The following is an 18652-nucleotide window of genomic DNA, read 5'->3' on the forward strand; positions in this document are numbered from 1 at the left end:
GACATGAACTACCCTCACCAGTTGTGCATCGACCCGTCCTCCAGCCGGTTCACCGGCAGATAGGCGCGGGAATAGGGATGCTCGGCCGCCAAGGTCTCATCGATATCGACCCCCAGACCCGGCTGCTCACCGGGATGCATCGTGCCGTCCGCAAAACTGTAGGCGTGCGGGAAGACCGCGTCGGTCTCCGACGTATGGCGCATGTATTCCTGGATGCCGAAGTTCGGTACCGACAGGTCGAAATGCAGGGCGGCAGCCATCGAAACCGGCGACAGGTCCGTCGCGCCGTGGCACCCGGTCCGGACGCCATAGAGGTCCGCCAGCGCCGCGATCCGGCGCAGATGGGTGATCCCGCCGGCATGAACCACGGTCGCGCGGATATAGTCGATCAACCGCTCCTCGATCAGTTGCTTGCAGTCCCAGATCGAGTTGAAGATCTCCCCGACCGCCAGGGGGCTGGTCGTATGCTGGCGGATCAGCCGGAACGCCGCCTGATCTTCGGCCGGCGTCGCGTCCTCCAGCCAGAACGGCCTATAGGGCTCCAGATCCTTGCCCAACCGCCCGGCCTCGATGGGGGTCAGCCGGTGGTGGATGTCGTGCAGCAGGTGGACGTCCCACCCCAGCGTTTCCCGCGCAGCCTTGAACAGCGGCTCGACCGACCTCAGATATTTCTCGGTCGACCACAGATTCTCGGTCGGCAGTTCAGCGTCGGCCGGCTCGTAGTAGCCGAACGTCTTTGACACCCCATAGGTGGACGCCAGCCCCGGCACTCCGGACTGCAGCCGGATCGCCTTGTAGCCCAGATCCGCATAGCGCCGCGCCTCGGCGATCGTCTCCTCCACGGTCGTGCCGTTGGCGTGGCCATAGACCAGCACATTGTCCCGACAGGCCCCGCCCAGCAGTTGATACAGCGGAAGACCCGCGGCCTTGGCCTTGATGTCCCACAACGCCATGTCGACGGCCGCGATGGCGGACATCCCGACCGGTCCCCGCCGCCAGTAGGCCCCCTTGTACAGATACTGCCAGGTGTCCTCGATCCGGTGCGCATCACGCCCGATCAACAGCGGGGCGACATGATCGGTCAGATAACTCGCGACCGACAGTTCACGCCCGTTCAGCGTCGCGTCGCCAACCCCGGTCAGACCATCCTCGGTCTCGATCTTGAGCGTGACGAAGTTGCGGCCGGGACAGGTCACGATGACCCGGGCGCTCTTGATGGTGAGCCTGGACACAAACTTCCTCCGCAGCGCAATGCGCCGGCCATGCCCTTGGTCTTGCGCCAGGGTCATGCCATGATAGCGCTACCAGAATGCAGGCCCCGGTCGATGTCAACCGCTATCGGCCCGGCCTGCTCGAGAACCCGGTCACGGGTCGATGGAGGAAACCGACGTGCGACCGAACATCCTGACCGTGGTGTCCTGCCTGCTGGCCTGGACACTGGTGCTTTGCGCCTCGACGACCGTCCGGGCCGAAGACGGCTATGACCTCTGGCTGCGCTACCGGCCCGTCCCCGCAGAACAGGCGGCCGCCGCTCAACCCCATACGCTCAGCCTCGCGCCCCAAGCCGGAGGCCCCACGGTGGACATCGTCACCGCCGAACTGGCGCGCGGCATCGAAGGCCTCCTGGGCCAACTCCCGGCCGTGACGCCCAGGATCAGACCGGGCGCGATCGTCTACGGCACGGCCTCGAACCCGATTATCGCGGCGCTCGATCTGCCGCTCTCCGACTTGGGCCGAGAGGGCTATTTGATCCGCAGCGTGACGATCGACGGCGGCGCGACGACCGTGATCGCGGCCAATACGGACGTCGGCCTGCTGTACGGCGCCTTCGCCTTCCTGCGTCAGATCCAGACCGGCGGTTCGGTCGCTGACCTCGACATCGCGTCGAGCCCCAAGGTCGCGCTGCGGGTCCTTAACCACTGGGACAATCTGGATCGCCATGTGGAGCGCGGTTACTCGGGTCAGTCGATCTGGGACTGGCACCGCCTGCCCGACTACACTCCCGTTCTGTATACGGACTATGCCCGGGCCAACGCCTCGATCGGCATCAACGGCACGGTCCTGAACAACGTCAACGCCAGCGCGACCAGCCTGACCACGCCCTATATCGAAAAGGCCGCCGCCCTCGCCGATGTCTTCAGGCCCTACGGGATCAAGGTCTATCTGTCTGCGCGGTTCAGCGCGCCGATCGAGATCGGTGGCCTGACCACCGCCGACCCGCTCGACCCCCGGGTCCAGGCCTGGTGGCGCGCCAAGGCGGACGAGATTTATGCCGCCATCCCCGACTTCGGCGGCTTCCTGGTCAAGGCGAACTCGGAGGGGCAGCCCGGCCCTCAGGACTATCACCGCACCCATGCGGAGGGTGCCAATCTGCTGGCCGACGCCGTGGCCCCGCACGGCGGCGTCGTGATGTGGCGCGCCTTCGTTTACTCGGAGGAGAACCCCGACGACCGCGCCAAACAGGCCTATGCCGACTTCACGCCACTGGACGGCCGGTTCCGCGACAACGTCATCGTCCAGGTCAAGAACGGGGCCATCGACTTCCAGCCGCGCGAGCCCTTCCACCCCATGTTCGGTGCCATGCCGAAGACGCCCCTGATGATCGAGTTCCAGATCACCAAGGAATACCTCGGCTTCGCGACCCACCTCGCCTATCTGGGAACGCTGTACGAAGAGGCGCTCCAGTCGGACACCCGCCGGCCCGGCCCCGGCGCGACCGTGGCCCGCGTCGTCGATGGTTCGATCGACGGCCACGCCCTGACCGGGATGGCGGGCGTCGCCAACATCGGCTCGGACCGCAACTGGTCCGGCTCCCATTTCGACCAGGCGAATTGGTACGTCTTCGGCCGAATGGCCTGGGACCCCGAAGCCGCCCGCGCCCGACCGATCGCCGAGGAATGGGCCCGCATGACCTTCACGAACGAAGCACAGGCTGTCGGTTCGATCGTGGAGATGATGATGGCGTCACGCGAGGCCGTGGTCGATTACATGACGCCGCTGGGCCTGCACCACGTCATGGCCACCGGCCCTCACTACGGGCCCGGACCCTGGGTCGCCGACCTCGCCCGGCCCGAATGGAACCCGGTCTATTATCATCAGGCCGGCCCGACCGGGATCGGCTTCGACCGCACCGCGACCGGCAGCAACGCCATCGCCCAGTACGCCCCGGCCCTCGCCGCCCGCTGGGCCGATCCGGCGACGACACCCCAGACCGAACTTCTATGGTTCCATCACCTGTCCTGGGACTACCGGATGCCGTCGGGCCGACCCCTCTGGTCCGAACTCGTCCACACCTACGACCGGGGCGTGGCGTCCGTCGCGCAGATGCAACGGACCTGGTCGGCTCTGGAACCCGAAATCGACAGCCAGCGGTTCGAGGAGGTCTCCACCTTCCTCGCGATCCAGCAGAACGAGGCCCAGTGGTGGCGGGACGCCAGCATCGCCTACTTCAGCGACGTCTCTGCCCGCCCCCTGCCGGCCGGCGTGACGCCACCGGCCCATCCCCTGGCCTACTACAAGGCCCTGTCGTTCCCGTTCGCGCCGGGGAACTGATCATTCGCCGAACGAAATGAGCGGTGACTTCGAAGGAGACAAGTTCGTCACGTATCAGGGCATTTGTTAGGAGTATTTTCCTGCCCGCCCCTTGCGCCCGATCTGTCGCAACGCCACGTCCTCGAACGGGTCTTTGAAAAGTCAGGATTGGGAGCGTCGCCGCATGGGCGTTCCAGATTTGAGCATCTGGCGGTTTGGCGGTTTGGCGGCGTGTTTTCGAGACCGCCACCGCCATCCCTGCTTTTCTCTTTTTGGCGGTTTGGCGGCCCCTTTTTACGACCGCCACCGCCATGATGCACCGGGCCGCGTCAGATGGCCTGAGGTCGAGGTGCCGCCGCCTGGAAGGACGCTGCCATGGCCTCGCGCAAGGGCTTGGCCTTGAACTCCGCATCATAGGGGTTGGTACGCTTGGGCAGGCCGTCGGCGCGCGGCCAACGCCCCTGCAACCATGTGTACCGATCCGACATCCCCCAGGCCATGACCGTGTCAAGCTGCGGATACTCCAGCATCAGGTCCAGGTAACGACGCCCCAGGGCCGCGACCTCCCGATCCCGGACGACCGGATCGGCCGGCAGGTTCTTGTCGTGGACATCGAATTCGGTGATTTCGAGCGTAAGCCCCATACCGGTGACCTCGTCCAGGAACCGACGCCATTGGGTTTCCTGAGCGGTGTCGAACCCGACCGAGTTGTCGGCATTGCCCGAGCCGATATGGCTCTGAACGCCCAGTCCGTCGATCGGCACGCCCCGCGCCTTGAACCCCTCCAGCAGCTTGAGGACCCCGGCACGGTGGTTCTCATGACCGGCCTCCCAGCTCATGTAGTCGTTATACAGAAGTCGGGCCTTCGGAGCCGCCTCGCGGGCCGTGTGGAAGGCCACGTCCAGAACCTCCGGACCCATAGCCCGCGACAGGCTGGTCTCGCGCCGCTCGCCCGTATCGGCGTCGACCGCCTCGTTGATCACGTCCCACGACACGACCTGCGGATAGTTTTCGCCGACGCGCCGGATGTGGGCCTGAAGCACCCGCTCACCCTCCACCGCAGGCCGTGAGCCGAAATCGTAGTCCGTCAGCCAGCGCGGGAACCAGTCGGGGTGGTGCCACAACAGGGTGTGGCCCCGCATCTTCATCCCATGCCCCTGGGCCAAGGCCACGATCGCATCGGAGCGCGAGAAATCGAAGGTCGCGGCATCGGGCCTCAGGGCCGGCCACTTCATCTCGTTCTCGCAGACCAGGGCCCCGCATTCGGCCAGCACTACAGCGCGATACTGCTCCTCGGCCGTCCCCGCGCGAGCCGTCGCCTGACCCGCGCTGATCGCCGTGCCGAACAGGATCCCCTTGCTCGCAGCCAGGCTGTTCAGGGACGGACGGTTTGTATCCCGGGGGGCCGCATAGGCGGCCATCGGCATGGCCAGCGCGGCGGTGGTCGCGAGAAAAGCGCGTCTGTCGATCATGGGTGGCTCCATTCGATGGTTGCCAACCTTATAGGGTCAAGGCTAAAAGTCAGACAAATGAAAAAGCACAATCTTGCCCTTTCGCTGGGTCTGGCCACAGCGTTGTTCACCGGGACGGCCGTGGCCCAGACCGCGCCCGCGCGCTTCGAATCCTTTACCTATGAAGGCAGCGATCCGGAGACATCCGGCCCGCTCTCGCCGGGCCAGTACCGCAACCCGATCCTGACCGGCTTCTATCCGGACCCGTCGGTCACCCGGGTCGGCGACGACTTCTATCTGGTCACCTCGACCTTCTCCTACTTCCCGGGCATCCCGGTCTTTCACAGCAAGGACTTGGTCAACTGGACCCAGATCGGCAATGCGATCGACCGACCCGGCCAGCTGGATTTCGCCAGGCTCGGCCTCTCGCGCGGCGTCTTCGCCCCGACGATCGAGCATCATGCCGGGCTGTTCTACATCCTGAACACCTGCGTCGACTGCGGTGGCAACTTCCTGATCACCGCGACCGATCCCGCCGGCCCCTGGAGCGATCCCGTCTGGCTGCCCGATCTGGAAGGCGCCATCGATCCCTCGCTGTTCGTGGATCAGGAGGGTCAGGCCTGGATCCTCAACAACGGCCCGCCCGAAGGCACGCCGGAGTATGAAGGCCATCGGGCCATCTGGATCCAGAAGTTCGATATCGCCCGCCAGGCCACCTACGGCCCCCGCAAGGTGCTGGTGAACGGCGGCGTGGATTTCAGCACCAAGCCCATCTGGATCGAGGGCCCTCACCTCACCTTTCGCAACGGCTGGTACTATCTGACCTGCGCCGAGGGCGGCACAGCCGAGGGCCATTCCCAGGTCGCCCTGCGGTCACGCTCGCCCGACGGCCCGTTCGAGGCCTTTGCCGGCAACCCCATCCTGACCCAGCGCGGCCTCGACCCGACGCGCCCGAACCCCATCACCTCGGCCGGACACGCCGACCTGGTCCAGACCCCTGATGGCGACTGGTGGGCCACCTTCCTGGCCGTTCGACCCTATGGTCCGGACCAGTACAATACGGGGCGAGAGACCTTCCTGCTGCCGGTCGACTGGTCGGGCGAATGGCCGATCATCACGACCCCGGGCCAGGTCATCCCCTATCAGGCGCAGCGCCCTGCCCTGCCCCAACAGCCTGCGCCCGCCGTGCCCACGACCGGCCCGTTCCGCGTCGTCGATGCGTTCGACGGCCCTGCCCTGCCTGCCTACTGGATGATGATGCGCAACCCGCGCGAGACCTGGTACGACCTGACGTCACAGCCGGGCTCCCTGAGCCTCACGCCGCGCCCCGTCGATCTGGGCGACAACGCCAACCCCTCCTTCCTCGGCCGACGCCAGCAGCATCAGCATGCCACGGCTGAAACGGTGATGCGCTGGACACCGACCCGCGATGGCGACCGCGCCGGTCTGGCCACCCTCCAGAACGACGACTGGTTCTACTTTCTGGCTGTCGGGCAAGAGGCCGGTAAGCCGGTCGTCGAACTGCGCCGCCGGGCGGGTCCTTCAGAGCCTGCCGAAGGCGTCGTAATCGCCAGCGCCCCCTTGTCCAGCCCGGGCGACGCCGCCCGCCTTCGCGTCACCGCCCGTGCCGATCGCTACGACTTCGCCTATGCCGGCGACCAGGGCGAGTGGATCACCCTGGCCCGGGACGTGGACGGAACCATCCTCAGCACCCGCACCGCCGGCGGCTTCGTCGGCGTCACCTTCGGCCCGCACGCCCGGTCGGCGCACTGAAGCCTGCCGGTCAGTTCACCGGCAGCTTGTTCGCATCATAGTTCTGGCCAAAATCCAGCACCAGCGCCGGCCCCAGTTCGACCGTGTGGTCCGCCGTCGCCAGGTGAACCGCCAGATTGACGGCCCCGCCTGCATAGTCCTGGGTCGCGACGCCCGAGGCATAGACCATCTTCCATTCGGGCCCGATCTCTCCGGTCGCCTCGGCGATGGAGCCATAGGGTGCGGACGCCTGCTGGATGCGCACCGGCAGGCGGCTGGTCGTCTGCCCTGCCGGAGGCGTCGCAAGCCGGGCCCACACCGCCAGCAGAACCGTGTCGCCGCGCTTGATCTCGCCACGAATGGGCATCTGTGCGGACACGGCCCAGGGCTGGCCTGATTGTCTGGCCTGGACGGTGATGGCCCGTTCGCCCAGCACCCCGGGGGCGGCGTGGGGACGCGGCGCAGTCTGCACGCCGCTGACCTGCCAAGACTGCACCGGCGGGCTGTTGATGATGTATTTCGTGATGTCGTCGTCCTGACCCGCCGATGGCGTGGCCAGCGCGGTGCCAGCCAATACCAGGCCGGCGACGAGCCCGATCAATGCACGCATACCCAACCTCCCTGTCAGACCGCGTACAGCGGTATCGACGCTTGACACGTTTCGATCGTTAACTCAGACAATTCTTCCGGAAATTGCAAGGACTCCCATGCGCGTTCATTCCCGGTTCTCGACAGTCCTTCGGGTTCTCATGGCGACCACCGCTGTCGTGTCACTGAGCGCTGTGGCATTGGCCCAGTCGCCTCCGCTCAATCCTGTCCGGTTGAACCAAGTCGCATTCGGCACCAATGGACCCAAGGCGGCAACGCTGGTGGATCCCGCTACGCGACCCTTGGACTGGTCGATCGCCGCTACGGACGGCCGCGTTGTGCTTCGCGGTCAGACGGTCGTTGTCGGGTTGGATTCCACCTCCGGCGACCATGTCCATACGGTCCGGTTCGACGATCTTCGCCCGGCAGGAAACTACCAGCTCTCCGTCGGCGGCCATCGCCGGAACCTCGCGATCTCCGACACACCGTTCGCCACGATCAAGCGCGACGCCCTGATCTTCTTCTACGAGAACCGCAACGGCATCGCGATCGAGGCCGAACACGTGGTCCGCCCGGACCTCGCCCGTCCCGCCGGTCATGCCCCCGATCGCGCCACCTGCTTCGCCGGCGAAGACATGCGCGGCAATGTCTGGCCGGGCTGCGATTATACCCTCGATGTGTCGGGCGGTTGGTACGACGCGGGCGACCACGGCAAGTATGTTGTCAACGGCGGCATCTCGACCTGGACTCTGCTGAACGCCTGGGAGCGCGCCGCCGCCGTCGGGATCAGCGAGCCCTACCCGGACGGATCCGCCGACATCCCAGAGGCCGGCAACGGCGTTTCGGACCTGCTCGACGAGGCCCGCTGGCAGGTCGAGTTCCTGCTGCGGATGCAGGTCCCGGACGGCTCACGCCTGCGTGTTCCCGTCGGCCGGTTCACCCGCGAGCAGCCCCTGACCTTCACCGAGGTCGACGCCGGCGGACTGATTCACCACAAGGTCCACGACGTCCGCTGGACGGGCCTGCCCATGGCCCCGGCGAACGATCCCGAGACGCGGTATCTCTACGCCCCGAACACGGCCGCAACCCTGAACATGGTCGCCGTCGCCGCCCAGGCCGCGCGGATCTGGAAGACCATCGACCCCGCATTCTCGGCCCGCGCCCTGGAGGCTGCAAAGCGCGGGATGGCCGCAGCGGAACGCCACCCTGACATCTATGCCGTCGGCTCGTTCAACGGGGGTGGCGATTACGGCGACGGCAACCTGAGCGACGAGTTCTACTGGGCCTTGGCCGAACTGTACCTCACCACCGGCGACGCGGCCCTGCTGCAGGCGTTGAGGTCGTCGCCCCACTATCTGGCGGGCCCTATCGGAGATCGGGCGACGGGGGACATCGGCTGGAACGGCGTCGGAGCGCTGGGGACCATCGCCCTGGCGCTGTCGAGCGACCGTCTGCCCGAAGCCGAGCGCCAACGTGCCCGCCAGTCCCTGGTCGCGGCCGGCCGGGCATACCTCGCCGAAGGCGCGACACAGGGATATGGCCAGCCCTTCGCAGGTCCCGACTACAGCTGGGGCTCCAACGGCAATCTGATGAACCGGGCGATGGTGCTGGGCCTGGCTCATGACTTCACCAAAGAGCCTGCGTTCAGGGACGGGGTCGTGGCCGCCATGGACTATGTGCTGGGCCGCAACCCGCTGGACCAGTCCTATGTGACCGGATATGGCGACCGGCCGATGCGCAATCCGCACCACCGGTTCTGGGCCCACTCCAGCGACCCCGCCTATCCGATGCCTCCGGCCGGGGTGCTTTCGGGGGGGCCGAACAACACCAACATGAGCGATCCCGTCGCCGAGACCATGCGCGGGAAATGCCTGCCCCAAACCTGCTGGCGCGACGACATCGGGGCCTTCACCCAGAACGAGGTGGCCATCAACTGGAACGCGCCCTTCGTCTGGGTCGCGGCCTTCCTGTCGCCCGGCTAGCCGCCCTTGCCCGCCAGCGCCTTCAGCTTGCGCAGGGCCGGCGTCACCATCGGGATGGTCAGCATCGTCGATCCGACGGCCATCAGCAAAAGCGCGGTAAAGGTCTCGTTGGTGATGATCCCCCGGTCCAGCAGGATGTTGGCGAAGATGATCATGATCAGGGCCTTGGTCTGCAGCAGCCACCCGATGATCGAGGCCTCGCCCTTCTCCCATTTCAGGATGCGACCGGCGATCTGAAGACCCGCCAGCTTGCCCGCCACCGAGGCGAACAACAGCAGGGCCGCAGCCCCGAACACGGCCACCCCGCCCACGTCCCACTGGGTGCGCAAGCCCGTGCTGAGGAAAAAGACCGGCATGATGGCCAACAGGATGTGGTCGCGGAACTGGTCCATCCGCTTGCGGTCGAACCATTCGCCGTCCAGCACGGCCCCCGACAGGAAGGCCCCCACCATGAAGTGCAACCCGCACCAGTCGGCCGCAAACCCGCAAGCCGCCAGCCAGATCAGAGAGACGTACCAGCGGTCGCGTTCCTGCAGCCACTTCATTAGCGCCCGGATCGCATAGGTCGCGACGGCGAAGCCCACAAGGAAGATTGCCTGCCGTCCGACCCGCTCCCAATCCAGCAGGATCAGGGCCAGAACGCCCCAGATGGCGATGTCGTCCAGGCTGGCGTAACGAAGCACACGCTGGCCCAGCGGCAGACGCAGGATCTCCAGCTTCTCGAGAAACAGCACCAGGATCGGCAGGGCCGTCACCGCACAGGCCATGCCGATGCCCAGCACGACCTGCCAGGGCTGACCATTCGGCCCGACCCACCCCGGAAGCTGAAGCATCGCGATACCGGCCACGGCGCCGAACATCAGGGGCACGGTCAGGGCCAGTCCGGCCGTGACCCCGGTCTCGCCACGACGCGCCCAGGCCTGTTTCAGGTCCAGTTCGATCCCGGCGATCCACACGAAGATCATCACCGCCCACCAGGCGACACCGTTCAGAGCCGTGATGACCTGGGGATTGAAGACGAACTCATAGTATCCCGGCGCCACCGCCCCCAGCACGCCGGGCCCCAGCAGGATCCCGCAGACGATCTGAACCACGACCAGGGGCGCATAGTATTCGGTGCGCAGCCCGCGCCAGATCAGATACGGTGCCGTGAAGATCAGCAGCAACGCGATCAGGAATATCTCGGTCGTCGTCATTGCGTGCATGGAAGACCCCCGCCACTCAGCTCTTGTTCGGCTGATCGAATTTCAAGTTGGCGTCGATCGCGCGAGCGATATGTCGCGTCGATCGACAACTCAGACAATTACATGGCCCGACGGCGACGGCAAGGCTTACGGCCAAGCTGCCCCGTCATCGCGCAGCACAATGCTCGGCGATGAACGCCGCATGGGCCGGCATGTAGTCCGCCGAGTTCCGGATCGCCTCGGCCGTCTGGGCCAATCGCCGCCGGGTCTCGTCGACGGTCAGGACATCGGCGACCGGATCGTAACTGGCCGGGGCGACATTCTGGCCGATCATGACGGCGAACCAACTGGTGTCGTTGAACAGCTCCTCGTTCTCCCGGAACACCCGGCCCCGGCTGCGGAAGATCTCGTACTTTTCAAGAAGGCTGTCCGGCACCGGCATGGTCCGGACGTAGTTCCAGAACTCCGTGTCCGTCCTCTGGGTCGCGTTGTAGTGCAGGATGATGAAGTCGCGGATCCGCTCGGCCTCGTAGGCGACGACCCGGTTGAACCGGTCGGTCTCGGCCTGTTCGAAGGCCTTGGTCGGGAACATGGCTAACAGGTTGGCGATGCCGCTCTGGACCATGTGGATGCTGGTGGATTCGAGCGGCTCGATGAAGCCGGACGCCAGTCCCAGCGCCACGACGTTCCGGTTCCAGGACTTCCGGCGTCGCCCGGTCGTGAAGCGAAGCGTCCGGGGTTCGGCCAGAGCCTTGCCGTCCAGCTGGCTCAGCAGGTCCGCCGTCGCGTCCGCCTCGTCGATGAACCGGCTTGAAAACACATATCCATTGCCGGTCCGGTGCTGGAGCGGGATCCGCCACTGCCATCCTGCCGCCCGCGCCGTCGACCGCGTGAAGGGCACAGGGTCCTCGACCCGCTCGCACGGAACGGCGACGGCCCGGTCGGCGGGAAGCCAGTGCGACCAGTCGTCATAGCCGGTCTTCAATGCCCCCTCGATCAGCAGCCCGCGAAAGCCGGAGCAGTCGACGAACAGATCGGCTTCGACCGTCCGGCCGTCGCCCAGGGTCAGGCGTTCAACGAACCCGTCCTCGCCACGCAGGGCGACGTCGACGATCCGCCCCTCGAGCCGGCTAACGCCCCGGCCCTCGGAATATTCGCGCAGGTAGCGAGCATACAGTCCCGCGTCGAAATGGAAGGCATAGGCGATCTTGGACAGGGGCGATCGTCCGGCATCGATGGGGCGCATGAACTTGCCCCGCTCGGCCGCCATGGCCTGGAGGGAATATTCAGAGATCGACGAGGAATCGCCCTGCTGGTTCAGCCGAAGCCAGAAGGCGTGAAACGACACGCCCTCCATATCCACACCGAACGGGCCGAACGGATGGAAATAGTGATCTCCGATCCGGCCCCAGTCGCGGAACTGGATCCCGAGCTTGAAGGTGCCTTGGGTGCGCCGGATGAACTCGTCCTCGTCCAGACCGAGCATGGTGTTGAAGGTGCGGATCTGGGGGATCGTCGCCTCACCGACGCCGACGGTTCCGATCTCGTCGGACTCGATCAGGGTGATCTCGGCGTAGCCGGGGCCCAGAATCTTGGCCAGGGCAGCCGCCGTCATCCAGCCTGCCGTGCCCCCGCCGACGATGGCGATCTTTCGTATGCGGTTGTCAGTCGTCATGGGTCACGATGGCCTGGGTTGTGTCGGTTCGCGTGAGTATCGGGTCAGCATCTCGGCGTGGGTCGGCATGGCTTCGACGGCCTGACCGATCACCGCCTGCATGCGTCCCAGACGTGCGACCAGATCCGCGATCGGCGTCTGATCGCAGATCGGATGGTACCGTCGCGGAATGAGGTTCTGGCCCATGAATACGGCGATCCAGCTGGAGTCCTCGAAGGTTTCCTCGTCGTACAGACTGACGCGCCCGCGACTTGAGAACATTCGAACCTTGTGGGCCAGTTCATCCGGTGGAGCCGTATTGCGGACAGCGTCCCACAGCGGCTCGCCTTTGCGGGCGTTCGCCCGGTAGTGCAGGATCATGAAGTCCCGCAGCCGATCAGCCTCGGCCGCGATCAGACGATTGTACTCGGCGGCGGCTGCGCCCATCGAATCGCTGGACGGGAACAGGCCCAACAGCTTGCTCACGCCACTCTGAACCAGATGCAGACCGGACGCCTCCAGCGGTTCAAGGGTCGTCGCCGACAATCCGATCGCGACACAGTTGCCGACCCAGGCCCGTGATCGCCGCCCATTTGAGAATCTGATCTGCGGCTGTGCGCCCGAGGCCTCGAAGGCGCTGGCCGAGACCCGCATGGTCCCGACGCCGTTCCCCAGAGGGGCCTTCCAGGACCAGCCGCCGCGCAAGGCCTTCGCTTCCGTCAGCGGGCCCAGGGCTTCGACCGGGCCCAAGGCGCCGCTGATGCGGTCGGCCGGGAGCCAGTGCGAATAATCGACCCGGCCCGCGTCCAGGCGTGAAATCAGATCGCCCTTCTGGCCCGTCGCGTCGATGAACAGATCGGCCTCGAACCGACGTCCGTCGCCGGCCACGACCGCCTTGAGGCCCTCTCCGTCGGCGCGCCGCTCGATGTCCGCGAACCATCCCGCGATTCGCTCGACGCCCGCTGCGACGGCGACATCCCGGACGACGGCGACATAGTCCGCAACCGGCAGGTGCAGCCCGTAGCCCATGGTGGAGGTCACGGAGCGGGGGTCGTCCGACGGCAGACTGAACCGCCCTGCCCGCCCTGCCACGGCTGCGACGGCGAAGGCTTCAAGCGGCGGTGCCATCCCGGCCGCCTTGAGTCTCAGCCAGTGATGATGGAACGGCACCCCGTCCAGGGTTCCGCCGAACTCACTGAAGGGATGGATGTAGTCGTGATCCCGGCGGGTCCACGACCTGAAAACCGTCCCCAGCCGATAGGTCGCGTTCGCTTTGGCGATCAGGGTCGCCTCGGTCAGACCCAGTGAGGCGTTGAAGCCGTTCAGCGACGGCAGGATCGCCTCGAACGGCCCCAGGACCCCAGTGTCCTCGACATGGCCCGGGTCTTCCAGCAGACGCACCGACACCCGTCCGCGCGTCGCACGCGCAAGCGCAGCCGCCGTCATCCAGCCCGCCGAACCGCCACCGACGATGAGGACGCTGCGTGTCATGCCATGGCCCTGGCGGCACAGCAGGCCTTCACGAAGGCCTCATGCGAAGGCATTGCCGCCGCAGCCCGCTGCACGGATGTCCGCAGGGTCTCGAGCGCCTCGGCCAGGGCCGCCTCGGGAGCCCGGTCGCTGAGCGCATCATAGGCGTCGGGTTCGATCCTCTGGCCGAAATAGACGGCGAGCCAGCTCGGTTCCAGAAACAGGCCGTCGCGATAACGGGCGACGACGCCGCGCTCCTTGAACAGAGCCACCTTCTCGGCGAGGCTGTCGGGCACCTCCATCGTCCTGCAATGGTTCCAGAACGGCGTGTCGTCCCGTTCCGTGGCATTGTAGTGCAGCACCAGGAAATCGCGGATCCGGTCGTATTCCAGTTCCATGATCCGGTTGAATTCGTCGGCGTCAGCCGGATCGTGGTCCGCGTCGGGGAACAGTTCGATGAGGTTGGTGACCGCGGCCTGGATCAGATGGATGCTGGTCGATTCCAGCGGCTCCAGGAACCCGCTCGACAGGCCGATGGCGACACAGTTGTGCATCCATTGCCTGCGCCGCCGCCCTGTCGTGAACCGCAGCATTCGCGGCTCGGCGCGGGCAGGCCCCTCCAGACGGCCCATGACGCGTTCGACCGCAGCCTCATCCGACAGAAAGGCGCTGGAATAGACATAGCCGTTGCCGACCCGGTGCTGGAGCGGGATCCGCCACGACCAGCCGGCTTCCAGGGCCGTGGCCCGGGTGTAGGGGGTCGAGGCCTCCACAGTGTCGCACGGCACCGCGACGGCGCGGTCGCACGGTAGCCACCGTGTCCAGTCCTCATAGCCGGCCTTCAGCGCGCCTTCGATCAGAAGACCGCGGAAGCCCGAGCAGTCGATGAACAGGTCGCCTTCCAGTCGCTCGCCACTGGTCAGGACGACGCTGCGGATGTGGCCGTTGTCCGGGTCGAGCTCGACATCCACGACCCGGCCTTCGCGGCGCACAACGCCTCGCGCTTCCGAATGCTGACGCAGATAGGCGGCATAGAGCCCCGCATCGAACTGGAAGGCATAGGAGAATGTGGACAGCAGCGAACGGGGGTCGGTCTCTGGCCGCATGAACCGCCCCATGCGCGCCGCCACGACCGGCAGGGAATAGTCGTGGATATCGGCCGCCGCGCCCGCGCGCCTCAGTCGAAGCCAGTGGTGGTGAAAGCCCACGCGCTCGATCGATCGCCCATAGGCCCCGAAGGGGTGGATGTAGGAGTCGCCCAGACGTCCCCAATCCCGGAACTCGATGCCCAGTTTGAAGGTGGCCTGGGTCCGGGCCATGAACTCGTCCTCGTCCAGTCCCAGCCTCTGGTTGAAGCTGCGAATGTGAGGGATGGTCGCCTCGCCGACCCCGACGGTTCCGATCTCTTCGGACTCGACCAGTCTAATGCTCAGACCAGAACGGTTCAGCAGGGTCGACAGCGCCGCCGCCGTCATCCAGCCCGCCGTTCCGCCGCCGACGATGACAATCTTTCGGATCCGTGCCCCAGACATGTCCGTTAGCGCTCCCAACCCAGAACTTTGTTGACCACGGCCGACCCGGCGTCCGCAAGCCGCTTTCGATTTGTGCGGCGCAACAAAATCAGGCGCTTATTTGGCACACGCCCTCATTACTCAGACACTTGAAGGTGCCGCAAGACTGCGGTATGTCTCGCCTCAATGGTAGCGTTACCAAAGCGCTACTTTATAACAGCTGGGGAGAAAACGAATGAATCAAGCCAATACCACAACTGCGCCCGGTCGGGCCCACAGTCGCCATTGGGCGCGTCACGGGGCTTCGGCGCTCGCTGTCGCCGCCGCCGTTTACGGTGCCCCTGCCTGGGCCCAGACGGCTCCGGCGCAGGACGATCCCGACGACACCGAAGTCGAGGAAGTGGTGGTCACCGGCATCCGTGGCAGCCTGCAAAGTGCCCAGACCATCAAGCGCAACGCCGAAGTCTTCGTTGATTCGATCAGCGCCCAGGACATCGGGGCCCTGCCTGACCGCTCCGTCACCGAGGCCCTGCAACGCGTCCCGGGGGTCTCGATCGACCGCTTCGCCGCCGGTGTGGACCCTGACCACTTCTCCGTCGAAGGCAGCGGCGTGGTCGTGCGCGGCCTCACCTTCGTCCGCTCCGAGTTCAACGGACGCGACGCCTTTACCGCCAATAACGGTCGCGCGCTCGGCTTCGCCGACGTGCCCTCCGAGCTCCTCGCCGGCGTTGACGTGTTCAAGAACCAGTCGGCCGACCTGATCGAAGGCGGCATCGCCGGCACGGTCAACCTCAGAACCCGCGTTCCGTTCGATCAGTCCGGAGACGTACTGTCGGCCTCGGCCGAACTCAGCTACGGCGACCTGGCCGAGGAATACACGCCCACCTATTCGATCCTCGGCAGCAAGCGCTGGGAAAACGCGCTCGGGGAGTTCGGCTTCCTGGCCAACTTCGTCGATTCGCAGCTGAAGTCCCGCGGCGACGGCCAGCAGATTTCCAACTTCTCGCTGCGGTCGGGCATTGCGTCGCAGCCGATCTATTTCCCGCGCGGCGCCTCCTTCCGCTCGCAGGAATTCGATCGTCAGCGCACCGGCTATGCTGCGGCCGCACAATGGCGCAGCCCTGACCGGACCATGATCGCCACGGCGCAGTTCCTGCGTTCGGAAGCGACCCAGGCCTGGACCGAGCATGCGGTCGAGATCGCCACCGACAACGTCACCTCCAACGGCGACTCGCGTCCGGTCCTCGGCACGACCTTCGAGTTCGGCGACGACGGCGTCTTCACCAACGGCACCATCACCGGCCCGACCGGCTGGCGCGCCGACCAGCAGGACGGTCGCGACAACCGTACCCCCCCGTTCGGTCTGCAGAGCAACAACCAGCGGCGCGACGTTTTCTCCGAAAACATCACTACGGACTACGGCTTCAACTTCAAATGGACGCCGACCGACAAGCTGAAGTTCGCGCTCGACCTTCAGCGTGTCGAATCGACGGTCGAGAACCTCGACGCGACGATGTGGGCCTCCACCTACCAGAACGCGCAGATCCAGCTCCGCGGCGATGAGGTGCCGATCGTCACCTTCCTGCCGCCGTCGGAGAACGGCACCGTCAGACAGTGCCCGGCCACGCCGCCGACCCCGGATACGGATTGCCCACGCTACTACAACGGCGCCAACGCCAACTTCAGCGACCCGTTCAACAGCTTCGTCCGCAACAACATGGACCATGCCGAGGACAGCGAGGGCGAACTGACCGCCATCAAGCTGGACGGTGAATACTCGTTCGACGAGGATAGCTGGCTGGAATCCGTCCGGTTCGGCTATCGCCGCGCCGAGCGCGAACAGACCACGCGCTTCTCCTCCTATAACTGGGGTGTGATCAGCGAACAGTGGGGCGGCGGCGGGCCCGTCTGGCTCAACGATCTGGCCGACGGCGTTCCGACGCCGGGCGAAACCGGCGTTCCCGGCACGGCCGGCACCCTCGTCGGATCGATGTTCGAGACCTTCGCCTTCAGCAACTTCTTCCGCGGCCAGGTCCCGGTCCCCACGGGCGACCAGCCTCGCCTCTTCTACAATCAGAACATCGTCCAGAACTACGACGCCTATGCCGCCTTCGGCCTTCTGGTCGGTGACGAATGGCGTGCGCGCCTCGGCGGCGACGGTTGCCCGCAGAACTGGGTGCCCCTGGCCATGCGCTGCGATGTGGTCCCCGGAACGCAGTACCGCCTGAACGAGATCAACCCGGTCGATGAACAGAGCGATGCGTTCTACGGAATGCTTCGATACGCCGGAGAGCTGTCCAACGGCGTCAGGCTCAGCGGTAACATGGGCCTGCGTTACACCAGGACCGATCGTCAGGCCGGCGGGTATCTGGCCTTCCCTCGCGGTACCTTCAGCACCGAGGCGGAATGCGCCGCCGTTCCGGTGGGCACGACCCCGACGGCCTTCTGTCGACTGGTCTCGCCTGCAAACCGCCAGGCGGCCCGCAACTTTGCCAATGGCGCGATCGTCGCGGATACCGCAGAGACGACGTTCGACTACCTCCTGCCGAGCTTCAACCTGAAGGCCGAGATGGACGGCGGAAAAATCTTCCGCTTCGGCTATTCGAAGGCCATCACGCCGCCGGACATTGGTCTCACGCGCAACTTCTTCAACGTGAACCTGTCGGCCAACGAACTCGACATCGTGGACGGTCGCCCGACCGGTCGCTTCGCCGTCGGCAACCCGTTGCTCAAGCCCATCCAGGCAGACAGCTTCGACGCCTCGTTCGAATGGTACTATGGCAATCCCGGCTCGTTCACCTTCTCGCTGTTCTACAAGCGCCTGAGCGACGTCATCACCAACGGCACGGTGCGTCAGGCCTTCACCAACAATGGCGCAACCTTCGACGCCGTGGTGACAACGCCGGTCAACTCCGACGAAACCGCGACGGTCAAGGGCTTTGAAATCGCCTGGCAGGCCACGCTCGACTCCATCCTGCCCGAACGGTTCGCCGGCTTCGGCTTCAACGCCAACTACACCTACATCGACTCCGAGGGCGTTCCCCAGAGCACCCTGTCCAACACCGACCCGGACGTGGCCGCCGGACGTGTCGCCAACATCGACACCAGCCTGTTGCCGCTCCAGAACCTGTCGGAGCACACCGCCAACCTCGCCGGCTTCTACGAGCGTGGGCCGATCGCCATCCGTCTGGCTTATGCCTGGCGCTCCGAGTTCCTGATCACGCCGCGCGACGTCATCGTCCCGTTCGCGCCGATCATGAACGAGGCGACCGGCCAACTTGACGGGTCGGCCTTCTACTCGCTGAACGACAACGTCAAGATCGGCATTCAGGCGGTCAACCTGACCGACGAGGTCACCCGCACGTCGCAGGTCCTCAACAACGACCTGCTGAGAACCGGCCGTTCCTGGTTCATCAACGACCGGCGCTTCACCTTCATCGTGCGCGCCACCTTCTAGACCCACCCCTGACGACCACCTTCAGCCCCGACGGTTCACCCGTCGGGGCTTTTTCTTTAGTCTGTGCCCATG

11 protein-coding genes are annotated in these 18652 nt (G+C 65.7%); 4 read left to right on the forward strand and 7 right to left on the reverse strand.

The genetic code is table 11. The annotated features are described in order from the left end of the window. Window positions 1-14 precede the first annotated feature (14 nt). Window positions 15-1217 carry a D-mannonate dehydratase ManD gene (manD, locus tag O5K39_RS16160; RefSeq protein WP_271147181.1) on the reverse strand — a complete coding sequence of 401 codons (1203 nt, stop codon included), beginning with the start codon at window positions 1215-1217 and terminating at the stop codon, window positions 15-17. 196 nt (window positions 1218-1413) lie between these two features. Here manD and O5K39_RS16165 point away from each other — a divergent pair, with 196 nt between their 5' ends. After that, a complete protein-coding gene (locus O5K39_RS16165; RefSeq protein ID WP_271147182.1) occupies window positions 1414-3552 on the forward strand; it encodes an alpha-glucuronidase family glycosyl hydrolase in 2139 nt (712 codons plus the stop codon). A 308-nt stretch (window positions 3553-3860) separates the two neighbouring features. On the opposite strand, the gene O5K39_RS16170 is transcribed toward O5K39_RS16165, so the two are convergent. Beyond that, the gene (locus tag O5K39_RS16170; protein WP_271144624.1) at window positions 3861-5003 is read right to left on the reverse strand and encodes an endo-1,4-beta-xylanase; all 1143 of its coding nucleotides are present in this window, start codon (window positions 5001-5003) and stop codon (window positions 3861-3863) included. A gap of 57 nt (window positions 5004-5060) precedes the next feature. Between O5K39_RS16170 and O5K39_RS16175 the strand changes: the two genes are divergently transcribed. After that, on the forward strand, window positions 5061-6755 hold the full coding sequence (locus O5K39_RS16175; protein ID WP_271144625.1) for a glycoside hydrolase family 43 protein: 1695 nt from the start codon (window positions 5061-5063) through the stop codon (window positions 6753-6755). Between the two features lie 10 nt (window positions 6756-6765). Here the strand turns inward: O5K39_RS16175 and O5K39_RS16180 are convergent, their stop codons facing one another. Next, the gene (locus O5K39_RS16180; RefSeq protein WP_271144626.1) at window positions 6766-7344 is read right to left on the reverse strand and encodes a hypothetical protein; all 579 of its coding nucleotides are present in this window, start codon (window positions 7342-7344) and stop codon (window positions 6766-6768) included. Window positions 7345-7555: 211 nt separating this feature from the next. Here O5K39_RS16180 and O5K39_RS16185 point away from each other — a divergent pair, with 211 nt between their 5' ends. Next, window positions 7556-9304, forward strand: coding sequence for a glycoside hydrolase family 9 protein (locus O5K39_RS16185; RefSeq protein ID WP_271144627.1), 1749 nt, complete (start codon window positions 7556-7558; stop codon window positions 9302-9304). On the opposite strand, the gene O5K39_RS16190 is transcribed toward O5K39_RS16185, so the two are convergent. The 4 genes from O5K39_RS16190 to O5K39_RS16205 form a co-directional block, all read right to left on the reverse strand. Continuing rightward, window positions 9301-10509 (reverse strand): cation:proton antiporter, encoded by a 1209-nt coding sequence (locus O5K39_RS16190; RefSeq protein ID WP_271144628.1) that lies wholly within the window; start codon window positions 10507-10509, stop codon window positions 9301-9303. The two genes, O5K39_RS16185 and O5K39_RS16190, sit on opposite strands and share 4 nt — an antisense overlap. A 145-nt stretch (window positions 10510-10654) precedes the next feature. Continuing rightward, window positions 10655-12163: a tryptophan halogenase family protein gene (locus tag O5K39_RS16195; RefSeq protein ID WP_271144629.1), complete on the reverse strand. Its 1509-nt coding sequence runs from the start codon at window positions 12161-12163 to the stop codon at window positions 10655-10657. 3 nt (window positions 12164-12166) lie between these two features. After that, window positions 12167-13633, reverse strand: coding sequence for a tryptophan halogenase family protein (locus tag O5K39_RS16200; RefSeq protein WP_271144630.1), 1467 nt, complete (start codon window positions 13631-13633; stop codon window positions 12167-12169). Beyond that, window positions 13630-15144: a tryptophan halogenase family protein gene (locus O5K39_RS16205; RefSeq protein ID WP_271144631.1), complete on the reverse strand. Its 1515-nt coding sequence runs from the start codon at window positions 15142-15144 to the stop codon at window positions 13630-13632. Before O5K39_RS16205 ends, O5K39_RS16200 begins: the two co-directional genes overlap by 4 nt. A 214-nt stretch (window positions 15145-15358) precedes the next feature. Between O5K39_RS16205 and O5K39_RS16210 the strand changes: the two genes are divergently transcribed. Next, window positions 15359-18580 carry a TonB-dependent receptor gene (locus O5K39_RS16210; RefSeq protein WP_271144632.1) on the forward strand — a complete coding sequence of 1074 codons (3222 nt, stop codon included), beginning with the start codon at window positions 15359-15361 and terminating at the stop codon, window positions 18578-18580. The last annotated feature ends 72 nt before the right edge of the window (window positions 18581-18652 follow it).

It is taken from the genome of Brevundimonas sp. NIBR10 (assembly GCF_027912515.1).
GTDB lineage: Bacteria > Pseudomonadota > Alphaproteobacteria > Caulobacterales > Caulobacteraceae > Brevundimonas.